This window comes from Nocardioides dongkuii, from assembly GCF_014127485.1.
Classification (GTDB): Bacteria; Actinomycetota; Actinomycetes; order Propionibacteriales; family Nocardioidaceae; genus Nocardioides; species Nocardioides dongkuii.
On record NZ_CP059903.1, the window covers coordinates 4,193,772 to 4,207,844 of the forward strand.

16 protein-coding genes are annotated in these 14,073 nt (G+C 73.5%); 7 read left to right on the forward strand and 9 right to left on the reverse strand.

All coding sequences use genetic code 11. From position 1 onward, the window contains the following. Window positions 1–59: 59 nt before the first annotated feature. The 5 genes from H4O22_RS20285 (at window position 60) to trxA (ending at window position 4,966) form a co-directional block, all read left to right on the forward strand. Window positions 60–1,883 carry a protein kinase family protein gene (locus H4O22_RS20285; RefSeq protein WP_182525095.1) on the forward strand — a complete coding sequence of 608 codons (1,824 nt, stop codon included), beginning with the start codon at window positions 60–62 and terminating at the stop codon, window positions 1,881–1,883. Next, window positions 1,880–2,563: an RNA polymerase sigma factor SigM gene (gene sigM / locus H4O22_RS20290; RefSeq protein WP_182525096.1), complete on the forward strand. Its 684-nt coding sequence runs from the start codon at window positions 1,880–1,882 to the stop codon at window positions 2,561–2,563. The genes H4O22_RS20285 and sigM overlap by 4 nt, the downstream gene beginning before the upstream one ends. 72 nt (window positions 2,564–2,635) lie before the next feature. Further along, the gene (locus H4O22_RS20295) at window positions 2,636–3,454 is read left to right on the forward strand and encodes a hypothetical protein (RefSeq protein WP_182525097.1); all 819 of its coding nucleotides are present in this window, start codon (window positions 2,636–2,638) and stop codon (window positions 3,452–3,454) included. A gap of 98 nt (window positions 3,455–3,552) precedes the next feature. Continuing rightward, window positions 3,553–4,563, forward strand: a complete 1,011-nt coding sequence (trxB, locus tag H4O22_RS20300; RefSeq protein ID WP_182525098.1) for a thioredoxin-disulfide reductase — start codon at window positions 3,553–3,555, stop codon at window positions 4,561–4,563. A gap of 70 nt (window positions 4,564–4,633) precedes the next feature. After that, window positions 4,634–4,966, forward strand: coding sequence for a thioredoxin (trxA, locus tag H4O22_RS20305; protein ID WP_220451227.1), 333 nt, complete (start codon window positions 4,634–4,636; stop codon window positions 4,964–4,966). Here the strand turns inward: trxA and H4O22_RS20310 are convergent. Beyond that, the gene (locus H4O22_RS20310) at window positions 4,956–5,639 is read right to left on the reverse strand and encodes a GNAT family N-acetyltransferase (protein WP_182525099.1); all 684 of its coding nucleotides are present in this window, start codon (window positions 5,637–5,639) and stop codon (window positions 4,956–4,958) included. The two genes, trxA and H4O22_RS20310, sit on opposite strands and share 11 nt — an antisense overlap. A 117-nt stretch (window positions 5,640–5,756) precedes the next feature. On the opposite strand from H4O22_RS20310, the gene H4O22_RS20315 reads away from it, so the two are divergent. Together H4O22_RS20315 and H4O22_RS20320 are read left to right on the forward strand one after the other, a co-directional pair. After that, window positions 5,757–7,076, forward strand: coding sequence for an aminotransferase-like domain-containing protein (locus tag H4O22_RS20315; RefSeq protein ID WP_182525100.1), 1,320 nt, complete (start codon window positions 5,757–5,759; stop codon window positions 7,074–7,076). A gap of 50 nt (window positions 7,077–7,126) precedes the next feature. Beyond that, window positions 7,127–7,906 (forward strand): lysophospholipid acyltransferase family protein, encoded by a 780-nt coding sequence (locus H4O22_RS20320; RefSeq protein WP_182525101.1) that lies wholly within the window; start codon window positions 7,127–7,129, stop codon window positions 7,904–7,906. Window positions 7,907–8,400: 494 nt separating this feature from the next. Here the strand turns inward: H4O22_RS20320 and H4O22_RS20325 are convergent, their stop codons facing one another. The 8 genes from H4O22_RS20325 to rpmH all read right to left on the reverse strand — a co-directional run bounded on the left by H4O22_RS20325 (window position 8,401) and on the right by rpmH (window position 13,721). Further along, the gene (locus tag H4O22_RS20325) at window positions 8,401–9,426 is read right to left on the reverse strand and encodes a ParB/RepB/Spo0J family partition protein (RefSeq protein ID WP_182525102.1); all 1,026 of its coding nucleotides are present in this window, start codon (window positions 9,424–9,426) and stop codon (window positions 8,401–8,403) included. Then, window positions 9,423–10,241, reverse strand: coding sequence for a ParA family protein (locus tag H4O22_RS20330; RefSeq protein ID WP_280530172.1), 819 nt, complete (start codon window positions 10,239–10,241; stop codon window positions 9,423–9,425). Before H4O22_RS20330 ends, H4O22_RS20325 begins: the two co-directional genes overlap by 4 nt. A gap of 356 nt (window positions 10,242–10,597) precedes the next feature. Then, window positions 10,598–11,296 carry a 16S rRNA (guanine(527)-N(7))-methyltransferase RsmG gene (gene rsmG, locus H4O22_RS20335; protein ID WP_319804101.1) on the reverse strand — a complete coding sequence of 233 codons (699 nt, stop codon included), beginning with the start codon at window positions 11,294–11,296 and terminating at the stop codon, window positions 10,598–10,600. Window positions 11,297–11,349: 53 nt separating this feature from the next. After that, a complete protein-coding gene (locus H4O22_RS20340) occupies window positions 11,350–11,883 on the reverse strand; it encodes a Jag family protein (protein WP_406603319.1) in 534 nt (177 codons plus the stop codon). After that, window positions 11,880–12,917, reverse strand: a complete 1,038-nt coding sequence (gene yidC / locus H4O22_RS20345; RefSeq protein ID WP_227465704.1) for a membrane protein insertase YidC — start codon at window positions 12,915–12,917, stop codon at window positions 11,880–11,882. The genes H4O22_RS20340 and yidC overlap by 4 nt, the downstream gene beginning before the upstream one ends. A gap of 36 nt (window positions 12,918–12,953) precedes the next feature. Beyond that, on the reverse strand, window positions 12,954–13,220 hold the full coding sequence (gene yidD, locus H4O22_RS20350) for a membrane protein insertion efficiency factor YidD (RefSeq protein WP_182525105.1): 267 nt from the start codon (window positions 13,218–13,220) through the stop codon (window positions 12,954–12,956). Then, window positions 13,217–13,549, reverse strand: a complete 333-nt coding sequence (rnpA, locus tag H4O22_RS20355) for a ribonuclease P protein component (RefSeq protein ID WP_182525106.1) — start codon at window positions 13,547–13,549, stop codon at window positions 13,217–13,219. The genes yidD and rnpA overlap by 4 nt, the downstream gene beginning before the upstream one ends. 34 nt (window positions 13,550–13,583) lie before the next feature. Continuing rightward, window positions 13,584–13,721: a 50S ribosomal protein L34 gene (gene rpmH / locus H4O22_RS20360; protein ID WP_101525941.1), complete on the reverse strand. Its 138-nt coding sequence runs from the start codon at window positions 13,719–13,721 to the stop codon at window positions 13,584–13,586. Window positions 13,722–14,073: the final 352 nt, after the last annotated feature.

Genomic DNA, 14,073 nt, shown 5'->3' on the forward strand with positions numbered 1-14,073 from the left:
GGGTCCCTCGCCGGACCACGGTCGTCGCCGTCCAGACGTCGGAAGGGGGTCGCTGCGCCGTGCCGCTCTCGATCCGACCCGGTGACGTCCTCGCCGGCCGCTACCGGCTGGTGGACCTGCTCAGCGAGAGCGGGAACGGCAAGTTCTGGCGCGCCCACGACCGGGTGCTCGAGCGGCACGTCGCGCTGCACGTCATCGCCGAGGGCGACGAGCGGGCCGAGGCGCTCGTCGAGGCCGCCCGCCGGTCGGCGACCGTGCCCGACCGCCGGATCCTGCGCGTGCTCGACGCCGAGCGCTCGGGCGGGCTCTGCTACGTCGTCAACGAGTGGGGCTCCGGCACCTCCCTCGACGCCCTGGTGGCCACCCACGGGCCGCTGCCGCCGCGGCGGGCGGCCTGGCTGGTCGCCGAGGTCGCCGACACGATCGCCACCGCCCACGCCGCCGGCGTCGCGCACGGCCGGCTGACGCCGGAGAACGTGCTGATCGACGGGACCGGCGCGGTCAAGGTGATCGGGCTCGCCGTCGACGCCGCCCTGCACGGGCTCGGCCCGGGGCGGCTCGCCACCGACGTCACCGACCTCGCCGGGCTGCTCTACTGCGCGCTCACCGGCCGGTGGGCGGGGGTCTCGCCGTCGGCGGTCCCGCCCGCGCCCCAGGACCACGGCCGGGTGCTGCGACCCCGGCAGGTGCGGGCCGGCGTACCCCGGCCGCTGGACGCGCTCTGCGAGGAGGTGCTCGACCCGTACGCCGCGGCGCGCGCCGGCTCCGCCCACGACACGGCGAGCGCCCGCGGCATCGCCGACCTGCTCGCGGACTTCGTCGGCGACCCCACCGGGCTGCCCGAGCAGCTGGCGATGGTCAACGAGCACCGCGACGAGACCGTCGTGCTGCCCCCGCTCGAGGAGATCCCGGCCCCCGACCCGGAGCCGGAACCCGAGCCGGAGCCGGAGCCGGAGCCCCCGCCCCGTGCGGTCCCCGAGCCCGAGCCCACCCAGGCCGGGATGCCGATCTTCGGCGAGGGCGAGGACGACGTGTCCTGGCTGACCGCGCCGGGCGCGCCCGCGCCGCCCCCGCCGCCGTTCGAGGAGCCGCCCGAGCGCCCCCTCTTCGCCCCCGAGCCGTCCGACGGCGAGCCGCTGCGCCGCCAGCGGCCGTCGGTCGCCGCGGTGGCCGGGCTGCAGGGCCGGGGCGACTACTGGCCGTGGGAGGGCACCGACCCCGGTCGCGCCACCGGCACCGGGCTCACCCCGGTGGTCGAGGACGCCGAGGTGCCCGGGCGCAGCTGGCTGCGGCTCGCCGCCGGGATCGCCGCCGCGCTGCTGCTCCTCGTCGCCGTCGTGGTCGCGGTCAACCTCGGCCGCGGCAAGACGCCGCTCGGCACCGAGCCCGACGACCCGACCTCCTCCGCGGCGTCGCCCACCGCCACTCCCTCGACCACCCCGACCCCGCTGGCCGGGCTGGCCGCGACCGACTTCGACCCCCAGAGCGAGGACGGCGACGAGAACCCCGAGGGTGTCGGCGCCACCGTGGACGGCGACCCCGCGACGACGTGGCGCACCTCGACGTACGAGCAGCAGCTCGGGCCCGCCGGCCTGAAGACCGGCGTCGGCCTGGTCGTCGACCTGGGGTCGGTCGTCGACGTCGCCGAGGTCGACCTGACGATGGTCGAGGAGCCCACCGCGGTCCAGCTCTACCTCACCGAGGAGCCGCCCACCGCGATCGCCGACCTGGAGCCGGTCGCCGAGCTCACCGTGGGCACCGAGGACACCGCGACCCTCGAGGAGCCGGCGCGGGGCCGCTACCTCACCGTCTGGTTCACCGCGCTGCCGGCGGTGAGCGACGGCTTCCGTGCGGAGGTCGCGGAGATCCGGGTGCGGGGATGAGCCCGGCCGACGAGCCCCCCGACGGGGGGCCCTCGGACGCCGCGCTGCTGGCCGCGCACGTCGCCGGCGACCCCGCGGCCTTCGGCGTCCTCTTCGGGCGGCACCGCGACCGGCTCTGGGCGGTCGCGCTCCGCACGACCGGCAACCCCGAGGACGCCGCCGACGGGCTGCAGGACGGCATGGTCGCGGCGTACCGCCGGGCGGCGTCGTTCCGCGGCGAGGCGATGGTGACCACCTGGCTGCACCGGGTGGTCGTCAACGCCTGCCTGGACCGCCTCCGCGCCCAGAAGGTACGCCGCGCCGAACCGCTCCCGGACGACCACGAGGAGCGCGGGGGCCGGGGCTCGCTGGTCTCGGCCACCACGGACGTCGAGGACCCCGCCGACCTCTCGGTCCGCGCCGAGCGGCGCCGGCTGGTGCTCGACGCGCTGGGCCGGATCCCGGCGGAGCAGCGGGCCGCGCTGGTGCTGGTCGACATGGAGGGCTACTCCGTGCTGGAGGCGGCGGCGATCCTCGACTGCGCCGTCGGTACGGTGAAGTCCCGTTGCTCCCGCGGCCGGACCCGCCTGGCGGGCCTGCTGGGCGTGCTCGCCCCCGGGGGTGACCCGGACCACGAGCCGCCGGGGAACCCGCTCCCGCCGCCGTCCGTCCGACCCCAGGGCTCCCGCGCTCCCCCGTGAGCCGCGCCCGACCCTGCCCGACCACGCCCGACCACGCTCGACCACGCTCCCGACGCCGAGAGGAGGCACCCGATGGACCAGCCCGACCAGCACGACCCGCTCGACCCGCAGTCCGACCAGGTACGCCGCCTGCTCGCCGAGGCACGTCACGACGAGCCGGTCCCCGGCGACGTCGCCACCCGGCTGGACCGGGTGCTCGCGACCCTGGTCGCGGAGGAGCCGGTCCTCGCACCCGCCGCCGACCTGGCCGCGCACCGGCGCCGCCGGGCGCGCACCGTCCTGGTCGCGGCCGCGGCCGCCGTGGCGGTCGGTGTCGGGATCGGGCAGCTCGACCTCACCTCGACCTCCGGCGACGCGGACAGCAGTGCCGACGGCAGTGCCGGCGGCGGCGCTGCCTCGGACGAGGCGGCCGGCAGCAGCGCACCGGCTGCCGCCGCCGAGGCGGCGCCCCAGGCGGACGGCGCGGCCCGTCCCGCCCCCAGGCCCACCAGCGCCACGCCGGTGGAGGTCACCTCGCAGGGCTTCGCCCGCGACGCCCGCCGCCGCGCCCGGGTGGCCGGCCTGCTCGGCGGCCGCCCCACCCTGGCCAGCAACCTCGACTCCAGCGGTGAGTTCAGCGCCGGAGGCGACGCGGGCAGCGCGCCGGAGCCCGCCGTACCCGAGGACGCGGCGGACGCGGACAGCCAGCTGAGCAACGACGCGCTCCGCGACGGAGCCTGGTTCACCTGCGAGCCCGGACCGTACGGCGAGGGCCGGCTCACCGCGGTGGAGTACGACGACCAGTCCGCCGTCCTCGCCTTCCGTCCCCCGACGAAGCAGACGGTGGTCGTGGAGCTCCTGCAGTGCGGCACGGGCACGGTGCTGCGCTCGATGACGATCCCGCTGCCCTGAGGATCCCGGTTCCCTGACCCACTCGGCCGCCGGGCCGGGGGAATGTCCCTCCCCTACGATCGGTTCCACCAGACGCCACCGTCGACCGAAGGGACCTCATGTCCGAGACCCGCAACGTGATCATCATCGGCTCCGGGCCGTCCGGCTACACCGCAGCCGTGTACGCCGCCCGCGCCGGCCTCCAGCCGCTCGTCCTCGAGGGCTCGGTCACCGCCGGCGGGGCCCTGATGAACACCACCGAGGTCGAGAACTTCCCCGGCTTCCGCGACGGCATCATGGGCCCGGCGCTCATGGACGAGATGCGCGCCCAGGCCGAGCGGTTCGGCGCCGAGCTGATCCCCGACGACGCCGTCGAGGTCGACCTGGTCGGCGAGGTCAAGACCGTGCGCACCGCCACCGAGACCTACACCGCCCGGGCCGTCGTCCTGGCGACCGGGTCGGGCTACCGCAAGCTCGGGCTCCCCAACGAGGAGGAGCTCTCCGGCCGCGGCGTGTCCTGGTGCGCCACGTGCGACGGGTTCTTCTTCCGCGAGCAGCACATCGCCGTCGTGGGCGGCGGCGACTCCGCGCTGGAGGAGGCGACGTTCCTGACCCGGTTCGGCTCCAAGGTCTCCCTGATCGTGCGCCGCGACGAGCTGCGCGCCTCCAAGATCATGCAGGAGCGCGCGTTCGCCGACCCCAAGCTCGAGATCGAGTGGAACTCCGTGGTCGAGTCGGTCAACGGCTCCGACCGCCTCGAGTCGGTCACCCTCAAGGACACCGTCACCGGGGAGACCCGCGACCTGCCCGCCACCGGCCTGTTCATCGCGATCGGCCACGACCCGCGCTCGGAGCTCCTCGCGGGCCAGGTCGACCTCGACGAGAACGGCTACGTGCTGGTCCGGCACCCGTCCACGGCCACCAACCTGCCGGGCGTCTTCGCGGCCGGCGACCTGGTCGACCACCACTACCGCCAGGCGATCACCGCCGCCGGCACCGGCTGCGCCGCCGCGCTCGACGCGGAGCGGTACCTCGCCGAGCGGGACCACTCCTCCGCGACCGCCGGGCAGGCCCAGGACGCCGTCGCGGCGTCGGCCGACACCGAGGCCGTGCAGACCGCCGGCCTGTGAGCCGCGGCCCGGGAACAACCGTCCCGGGCACGCTGTTGGACCAGACATCGACCACCGTGAGAAAAGGGGCATGACCGTGGGCAACATCGCCGCAGTGACCGACGCCGAGTTCGAGGCGCAGGTCCTCAAGTCCGACAAGCCGGTCCTCGTGGACTTCTGGGCCGAGTGGTGCGGGCCGTGCCGCCAGGTGGCTCCGATCCTCGACGAGATCGCGGGCAGCCACGGCGACAAGATCACGTTCTTCAAGATGAACGTCGACGAGAACCCCGTCACGCCCTCGTCCTACCGCGTGACCGGCATCCCGACGATCAACGTCTACCAGGGCGGCGAGGTCGTGAAGACGATCGTCGGCGCCCGCCCGAAGGCCGCGCTGGTCAAGGAGCTCTCCGAGTTCATCGGCTGAGTCCCCCGACTCGCCTCGTCGAGACCCTCGTCGTACGCCCGCTGTCGCGGGTGGGCGGTGAGGGTCTCGCCCTCTGCGGGGGACGCACGGCGCCCACCAGCCGCTCCAGAGCCGCCTCGACCTCGCCGCGCCAGCTCAGCGCGGAGCGCAGGTCCATCCGCATCCGGGGCGTGGTCGGGTGCGCGCGCTGGGTCTTGAAGCCCACGCCGCCGAGGAAGTCGACGGGCAGCGCGCAGGTGCGCCGGCCGCCGCCGCGCGACCCGAAGGCCTCCACCGCGACCACGCCCCCGCGCTCGACGAGGTCGGCCGCCATCGCCTGCACCAGCACCCGGCCGAGCCCGCCGCCGGCGTGGGCCGGGTCGACGTACACCGTGGTGAGCAGGACCGCGTCCGGCGAGACCGGGGCGGTGGGGAACCCCGCGGCGCCCGGCACGAACGCCGGGGGCGCGTAGACGGCGAAGCCCGCCACCGCGTCGTCCACCAGCAGCACCCGTCCGCACGACCCCCACTCGCGCAGCACCTCGCTGACCCAGGCCTCCTTCTCGGCGGCGACCTCGGCGGGACGGACCCGGGCCCGGCGTACCGGGTCGAGCTCCCAGAACAGGCAGGTGGGGCAGGGTCCCGGCAGCTGGGCCAGGTGGTCGACGGTCAGCCGGACGACCTTGCGGGTCATGGTTGCTCCCTCCCTGCTCGAGCCGTGCTCCCCCGCGTCCTCTGTGACGGGTCCGACGCGACCGAACCGCGGGCCGGGCGTGCGATCGCGAGGTGCATCGTCCATGCTAGGCAGACCATGGATCTCACGCCCGAGCGACCGCAGAGCGCCCGTCTCGACTCCTACGTCGACCGGTACGCCGCACGGACCGCGGGCATGACGGCGTCCGAGATCCGCGCCCTGTTCGCGGTGGCCTCGCGCCCGGAGGTCGTCTCGCTCGCCGGCGGCATGCCGAACATCTCCGGCCTCCCGCTCGACGTCGTCGGCGGCGCGATCGCCGACCTGGTCGCCCAGCACGGCGCCGTGGCGATGCAGTACGGCTCCGGCCAGGGCGTCCCCGAGCTCCGCGAGCAGATCACCGAGGTGATGCGCCTCGAGGGGATCCACGCCCACCCCGACGACGTCGTGGTCACCGTGGGCTCCCAGCAGGCGGTCGACCTGGTCACCCGGGTCTTCTGCGACCCCGGCGACGTGGTGATCTGCGAGGCCCCGTCGTACGTCGGGGCGCTCGGCGTCTTCAAGTCCTACCAGTGCGAGGTCGTGCACGCCGAGATGGACGCCCACGGCCTGGTGCCGGAGGCGCTGCGGCAGGCGATCGCGTCGGTCAAGGCCGCAGGCGGGACGATCAAGTTCCTCTACACGATCCCGAACTTCCACAACCCCGCCGGCGTGACCATGTCCGCCGAGCGCCGCACCGAGGTGCTGGCGATCTGCCGCACCGAGGGCATCCTGGTGCTCGAGGACAACCCGTACGGCCTGCTCGGCTTCGACCACGAGCCGATCCGGGCGCTGCGCGCCGACGAGGCCGAGAACGTCATCTACCTCGGGTCGTTCTCCAAGACCTTCGCGCCGGGCTTCCGCGTCGGCTGGGCGCTGGCCCCGCACCCGGTGCGCGAGAAGCTGGTGCTGGCCCAGGAGTCGGCCACCCTCTGTCCCCCGCAGTTCTCGCAGATGGCCGTCTCGGCGTACCTCGCCAACCACGACTGGCAGGGCCAGATCAAGCAGTTCCGCGAGATGTACCGCGAGCGCCGCGACGCGATGGTCGACGCGCTCTCGGACCTGATGCCCGCCGCGTGCCGCTGGAACGTCCCCGACGGCGGGTTCTACGTCTGGCTCACGCTGCCCGACGGCGTCAACGCCAAGGCGATGCTGCCGCGCGCGGTCACCGCCCGCGTCGCCTACGTGCCAGGCACGGCGTTCTTCGCCGACGGCTTCGGCTCCGGCTCGATGCGGCTCTCCTACTGCTACCCCACCCCGACGCGGATCCGCGAGGGCGTCCGGCGCCTCGCCGGCGTCGTGGAGGCCGAGATGGAGCTGCGCGCGACGTTCGGCGCCTCCACCCCGACCCGTGAGGTCGGCCCGCAGGGGTACGACGGGCCGAGCACCGACCTGTCCTGACCGGCGTCCCTGGTCTCGGGCCGGCGTACCGGGGCCTGTAGGTTCGCTCCGTGCTGGACCTCACCTACCCCCCGATCATCGTCGCCGCCAAGACCGGTTTCCGCCTCCTCGGCCAGCGCTTCGTGATGACCGGCACCGAGCACGTGCCGCGCACGGGCGGGGTGCTGCTCGCGTGCAACCACATCGGCTACGCCGACTTCGTGTACGGCGGGCTCGCGGCCCACCCCGCCAAGCGGCTGGTGCGGTTCATGGCCAAGCGGGAGATCTTCGACCACGCCGTCGGCGGTCCGGTGATGCGCTCGATGCACCACATCGAGGTCGACCGCGGCGAGGGCCTCGCGTCGTACCAGCGGGCAGTGGACTACCTGCGCGCCGGCGAGGCAGTCGGGATCTTCCCCGAGGCGACGATCTCGCGGTCCTTCGAGCTCAAGGAGTTCAAGACCGGGGCGGTCCGGATCGCGGCCGAGGCCGGCGTCCCCGTGCTGCCCGTGGTGCTGTGGGGCACCCAGCGGATGCTCACCAAGGACCACCCCAAGGACCTCTCCCGCGGGAAGACCATCGCGATCACGGTCGGCGAGCCGCTGCACCCCACCGGGGCGGACCCGGTGGCCGAGACCGCCGAGCTGCGCGCGGTGATGTCGCGGCTGCTCGACGACACGATCGCGGCGTACCCCGCCGCCGAGCAACCCCCCGGCTCCTGGTGGCTCCCGGCCCGCTTCGGCGGCTCCGCCCCCACCCCGGAGGAGGCCGCCCGCCTCGACGCCGAGGAGAAGCGCCGCCGCGCCGAGCGCAAGGCCGCCAAGGCCGCCACCCGTCCCACCCAGGGGTAGTCCGGCTACGCGCCCTTGGGGGCACCGATCTCGGCCCGCGCGGTTCGCTCAGACGCAACTGGGGCCCCGGACTCGGCTCTCCCGGGATAGTCCGGCACGTTTCGGTCGCTCAGGAGGCCGCTCCACGAACCGGATCGTGCCGGACTACCCCCGCATACGCGCCCTGGGGAGCCGATCCCTGCGTGCGCGCGGTTCGCTCAGACGCAACTGGGGCCCTGGACCGGGCTCTCCCGGGATAGTCCGGCACGTTTCGGTCGCTCAGGAGGCCGCTCCACGAACCGGATCGTGCCGGACTACCCCCGCATACTCGCCCTGGGGAGCCGATCCCTGCGTGCGCGCGGTTCGCTCAGACGCAACTGGGGCCCTGGACCGGGCTCTCCCGGGATAGTCCGGCACGTTCCGGTCGCTCAGGACGCCGCTCCACGAACCGGATCGTGCCGGACTACCTCCACCACACCGAGGATTCATCGGTTTGTCGACAAAGCGATGAATGGCTAGATCGGTCTGTCGTTCCGGTTCCGCGGGTCCATGATGTCGACGATCCGGCGCAGGTCGTCCAGGGACGCGAACTCGACGGTCACCTTGCCCTTGCTGCGGCCCAGGTCGACCTTCACCCGGGTCTCCAGGCGGTCCGAGAGCCGCTCGGCGAGGTCCGAGAGCCCGGGAGCGGTCGGCTTGGGCCGTCGTACGTTGCGCGGGGCACCGCCGTGGTCGCCGACGGCGACGATCTCCTCCAGCGCGCGCACGCTGATGCCCTCCGCGACCACCCGCTGGGCCAGCCGGTCCTGGATCTCCGGGTCCTCGACGGCGAGCAGCGATCGGGCGTGGCCGGCCGAGAGCACGCCGGCTGCCAGCCGACGCTGCACGGCCGGGCTGAGCCGGAGCAGTCGGAGGGTGTTGCTGATCTGCGGGCGGGAGCGGCCGATCCGGCCGGCGAGCTCCTCGTGGGTGCAGCCGAAGTCCTCCAGGAGCTGGGCGTACGCTGCCGCCTCCTCCAGGGGGTTGAGATCGGAGCGGTGCAGGTTCTCCAGGAGCGCGTCCCGGAGCATGTCGGTGTCGTCGGTCTCGCGGACGATCGCCGGGATCGTCGTACGACCCGCCTGCTGCGAGGCGCGCCACCGCCGCTCCCCCATCACCAGCTCGTAGGTGTCCGCGCCCGAGCGCCGGACCACGATCGGCTGGAGCAGCCCGATCTCGGTGATCGAGTGCACCAGCTCGGCCATCGCGTCCTCGTCGAAGACCGTGCGCGGCTGGACCCGGTTGGGCACGATCTGGTCGATCGGCAGCTCGGCGAACCAGGCGCCCTCGACGGGCGCGAGCTCCGGCCCTGCGCCGGACCCGTCCCGCGCGGCCGCGGCACCCTGGCCGCCCGGGCGCGGGCCGTCCGGCTCGTCGGTGCCGGTGCCGGGGGCGGTCGTCCCGTCCTGGGTCGGGGGAGTCGCGGGCTGCGGGGCCGCGGTGGGGATCAGCGAGCCGAGTCCGCGCCCGAGTCCGCGACGCTGCTGGGGGCGGTTGGTCACGGACGGGCTCCCTTGGTGGCGATCTCGCGGGCGGCTTCGAAGTAGCTGAGCGCCCCGGGGGAGCCGGGGTCGTAGGTCATCACGGTCTGACCGTACGACGGCGCCTCCGAGACCCGCACCGAACGGGGGATCGAGGTGCGCAGCACCTGGTCGCCGAAGTGCTCGCGCACCTCGGCCGCCACACCCGCGGCGAGCCGGGTGCGGGCGTCGTACATGGTCACCAGGATCGTGGAGACCGCCAGGTCGGGGTTGAGGTGCGCGCGCACCATGTCGACGGTCTCGAGCAGCTGCCCGAGCCCCTCGAGCGCGTAGTACTCCGCCTGGATCGGGATCATCATCTCGTCGCCGGCGACCAGCGCGTTGAGCGTGAGCAGTCCCAGGGACGGCGGGCAGTCGATCAGCACGTAGTCGTAACGGTCCTCGCCGCGCGACTCGTCGCCGACCATCGGGTGGCCGTGGATCGCGCGGCGCAGCCGGTTCTCCCGCGCGACCACGCTGACCAGCTCGATCTCCGCGCCGGCGAGGTCGATGGTGGCCGGCACGACGTCCAGGCCCTCGATGTCGGGGCACGGCGTGACCACGTCGGAGAGCGAGGCGCCCTCGACCAGGAGCTCGTAGGTCGACGGCACGCCGCGGCGGTGCTCGATGTTCAGCGCGGTCGAGGCGTTGCCCTGGGGATCGAGGTCGATGACCAGCACGTGCTGGCCAAGCTGTGCCAGGGCGGCGGCGACGTTCACGGTCGAGGTGGTCTTGCCGACGCCGCCCTTCTGGTTGGCCACCACGAAGACCCGGGTGGCCGAGGGGCGGGGGACCACGCGCCGGCCGGGCCCGCTCTGGCGCGAGCGGACCACGTGCTCGGCGGCCCGGGCGAGCGGCGTGCTGTGGTCGGCGATGTCGGTGTCGTACGGCGCGACGTCTCCGGCGGTGCGGACCTTGAACGGCGCCGGGGGAGTGGTTTCACGTGAAACCGAGTCCTCCGAGCCGCCTGTTTCACGTGAAACGAAAGCCGGGGCGTCCTGTGGAGAAACTGCATCATCCTGTGGACGACCAGGCTCAGCGGACCCGGTTTCGCCGGTGGATAACTCTGCCGAGGTCGTCCGGTCCTGCTCGTCCTGGGGGTCGCTCAGGTCCGTCGTGCCCGGATGCTCGTGCGCCGGTCGTGGCTCGTCGGTCACGTGCCCTGCCTTCGGTGGGATCGTTGCTGGGACCTGCGTCGGGGTCGGGGACTCCGCCCCGCCGCCGGGTTCGGGGCAAGCGGTAAAGATACCTTCGCGGGATCCGACCAGACCACCCGGACGGCGACCGTGGTGGAGGAGAGCAGGTGCTCGCCCAGGACGATCACCTCGGGAGGCGCGGCACCGAGCCGACGCAGGGTGGGCCCGGCCGCCTCGACCTCGTCCGCAGCCGAGGATCCCTTCATTGCCACGAGGGCTCCGGTCGGCTCGACCAGCGGCATCGACCACTCCAGCAACCGGTCGAGCGGCGCCACCGCCCGCGACGTCACGATGCCGAACCGGCGCTCGCCGTGCAGCTGGTCGGCGCGCCCGCGGACTACCTCGGCGTTGGTGAGGCCCAGCTCCTCGACGACCTCCTCCAGGAACGTCGTCCGGCGCAGCAGCGGCTCGACCATGGTCACCCGGACGTCGGGGCGGGCGATCGCCAGCACGATCCCGGGGAGCCCGGCGCCCGACCCGATGTCGCAGAGCGTCGCGTCAGCCGGGACGAGGTCCGCCAGCACGGCGCAGTTCAGCAGGTGTCGCTCCCACAGCCGGGGCGCCTCGCGGGGACCGATCAGGCCGCGGACCACGCCGTCACCGGCGAGCCGGGCGGCGTACCTCTCGGCGAGGGGGAGGCGCTGGGACGAGAACACCCTCCGGGCCACGTCGGGCGCGGAGGGTGTTTCACGTGAAACGTGGTCGGACATCAGCTCGGGAGGATCACCACGTAGCGACGGGGCTCCACGCCCTCGGACTCCGACGACATCCCGGCGGCCGCGACGGCGTCGTGCACGACCTTGCGCTCGAAGGGCGACATCGCGCGCAGCGACACCGGCTCGCCTCCCACGCGGGCCTCCGCGATCTTCTCCTGGGCGAGCTGCTCCAGCTCGGCGCGGCGCTCCGCACGGAACCCGGAGATGTCCAGCATCAGGCGCGAGCGCTCGCCGGTCTCGCGGTAGACCGCCAGCCGGGTCAGCTCCTGCAGCGCGTCCAGCACCTCGCCGTGGGTGCCCACGAGCTGGGAGAGGTCGGCCCCGACGATGGAGACCGCGGCGCGGTCGCCCTCGACGTCCATGTCCAGGTCGCCGTCCAGGTCGGCGATGTCGAGCAGCTCCTCGAGGTAGTCGGCGGCGATGTCGCCCTCCTGCTCGAGCTGCTGGAGGCGAGCGTCCTCGGTCTGCGCGGCGACCGGCTCGGCCCCGGTCTCCTCGACCTCGGACTGCGTCATCTCGTCGCTCACGACTTGTCTCCCTTGCTGGGCTTCGACTGCGGCTTCGGCTTCTGCTTGGGCTTCGGCTTCGGGGTCGGCCGACTGGCCGTGGACCCGCCGGGCGGACGGGGAGCCCCCTGGCGCCGCTGCTCACGGGTCTGCTTCTTCGGCTGCTGGCGTACGGCGGGGCGCGGCTTCTCCTCGACCGCGGGCACCGCCTCGTCGGCGACCGTGAGGCCCTTGCGCTCCGCCTTGGCCCGGTCCCGCTCCTCCTTGGCCTTCGCCGCCGGCGTGCCCGGGGCGGGGTTGTTGCGGATCACGTAGAACTGCTGGCCCATCGTCCACAGGTTCGAGGTCGTCCAGTAGAGGAGGACGCCGATCGGGAACGCGACGCCACCGAGACCGAACGCGACGGGGAGGACGTAGAGCAGCAGCTTCTGCTGCTGGGCGTACGGACCGGTGAGCGCGTCGGCCGGCATGTTCTTGCTCATCAGCTGGCGCTGGGTGGTGAACGTGGTCGCCGTCATCGCGAGCACCAGCACCAGGGCCAGCATCATGACACCCGTGTGGCCGCCGTCCGCGCGCCAGACGCCCGCACCCCAGAAGCTCTCCGCGATGGGGATCGACCCGAACAGCTGGGAGTCGCCGAACTGGCGCGCCAGCTTCTCGGTCAGCAGGCCGTGCGCGGTGCCGTTGCGGGCCGCCTGGTCGAGCAGCCGGAACAGCGCGAAGAAGATCGGCATCTGCAGCAGGATCGGCAGGCAGGACGCGAACGGGTTGGTGCCCGTGTCCTTGTAGAGCTTCATCGTCTCCTGCGCGAGACGCTCCCGGTCGTGGCCGTACTTCTTCTGCAGCTCCTTGACCTTGGGCTGGATCAGCTGCATGTTGCGGCTGGACTTGATCTGCTTGACGAACAGCGGGATCAGCAGCGCGCGGATGACGAGGGTCAGCCCGATGATCGACAGCGCCCAGGTCGAGCCGCCGGCCGGGTCCATGCCGAGCTCGGTGAGCAGCCAGTGCCACCCGAGCAGCACGGCGGAGATGGCGTAGTACAGCGGCGTCATGATGAGGCTGCCGATGTCGCTGAAGATGCCCACCGATCAGGCTCCTTGCTGGGATGAGGTGGCGGCCGCGCCGGAGCGCGGAGGACGGGATCGGGAGGGCACCGGGTCGTAGCCGCCGGCGGCCCACGGGTGACAGCGTCCCAGACGGCGTACGGCGAGCCACGAGCCGCGGAGGCTGCCGTGCTCCTGCACCGCGCCCAGCGCGTACGCCGAGCACGACGGGTGGTAGCGGCACACCTGGCCGTAGAGAGGGCTGATCACCGCGCGGTAGGCGCGGAGCAGGGCGATCAGGACGTGCTTCATGCGAGCACCCGGTCCAGGCCGCGCGCGAGGTCGGCGCCGAGCTCGGGGTAGGTCGCACCCGCCGCCGCCGGGAGCGCGCGGACCACGAGCACAGCAGCGCCCGGGAGCGACGAGACGTGCTCCCGGGCGAGGTGACGCAGTCGGCGCTTCACGCGGTTGCGGACCACGGCGTTGCCCACGGCCTTGCTGACGACCAGCCCGACCCGGGCAGGATCGTGCCCCTCACCGAGGGCGAGGTGCACGACCAGGGTGCGCGTTCCGGCGCGCCGGCCCCGCGTCGCGGAGCGGAACGAGTCCGCACCCGTGAGGCGATGGTCCGGCGACAGCACGGCCGATCCCGCGTGGACGACCGGGGACCGGCCGTCAGACGGCCAGTTCCTTGCGTCCCTTGCGGCGACGCGAGGAGAGGATGGCGCGCCCGGCGCGGGTGCGCATGCGCAGGCGGAACCCGTGCACCTTGTGGCGACGACGGTTGTTCGGCTGGTACGTACGCTTGCTCACGAGCATCTCTTTCGCTGGGTGTTCAGGCCTGGTGGGACCACCGATGGATCGGCACTGCGCGTCGGCGGCGATCGACACCGGGGGACCGGCCAACGGTACGCGCTGTGATTCCACAGGGTCAAACCGACGCCGGACGGCGACGGGATCAGCCTACGGGACCGCCCCCGAGCCTGTGGATGACGTCTTGCCGGAGCCCCGGACCGCGGGTTAGGTTCGCGGCACCGAGGTTCCCCGCCAGTCTGGGGTCCGCGCACTGGGCGTCCCGCTCACGGCCCGGCCAGGTGTCTCCCCGCACCCGCCCTGACCTGCGGGAACACCGAGGACGACGGCCACGAGCTGCGTCTCGGAGCGG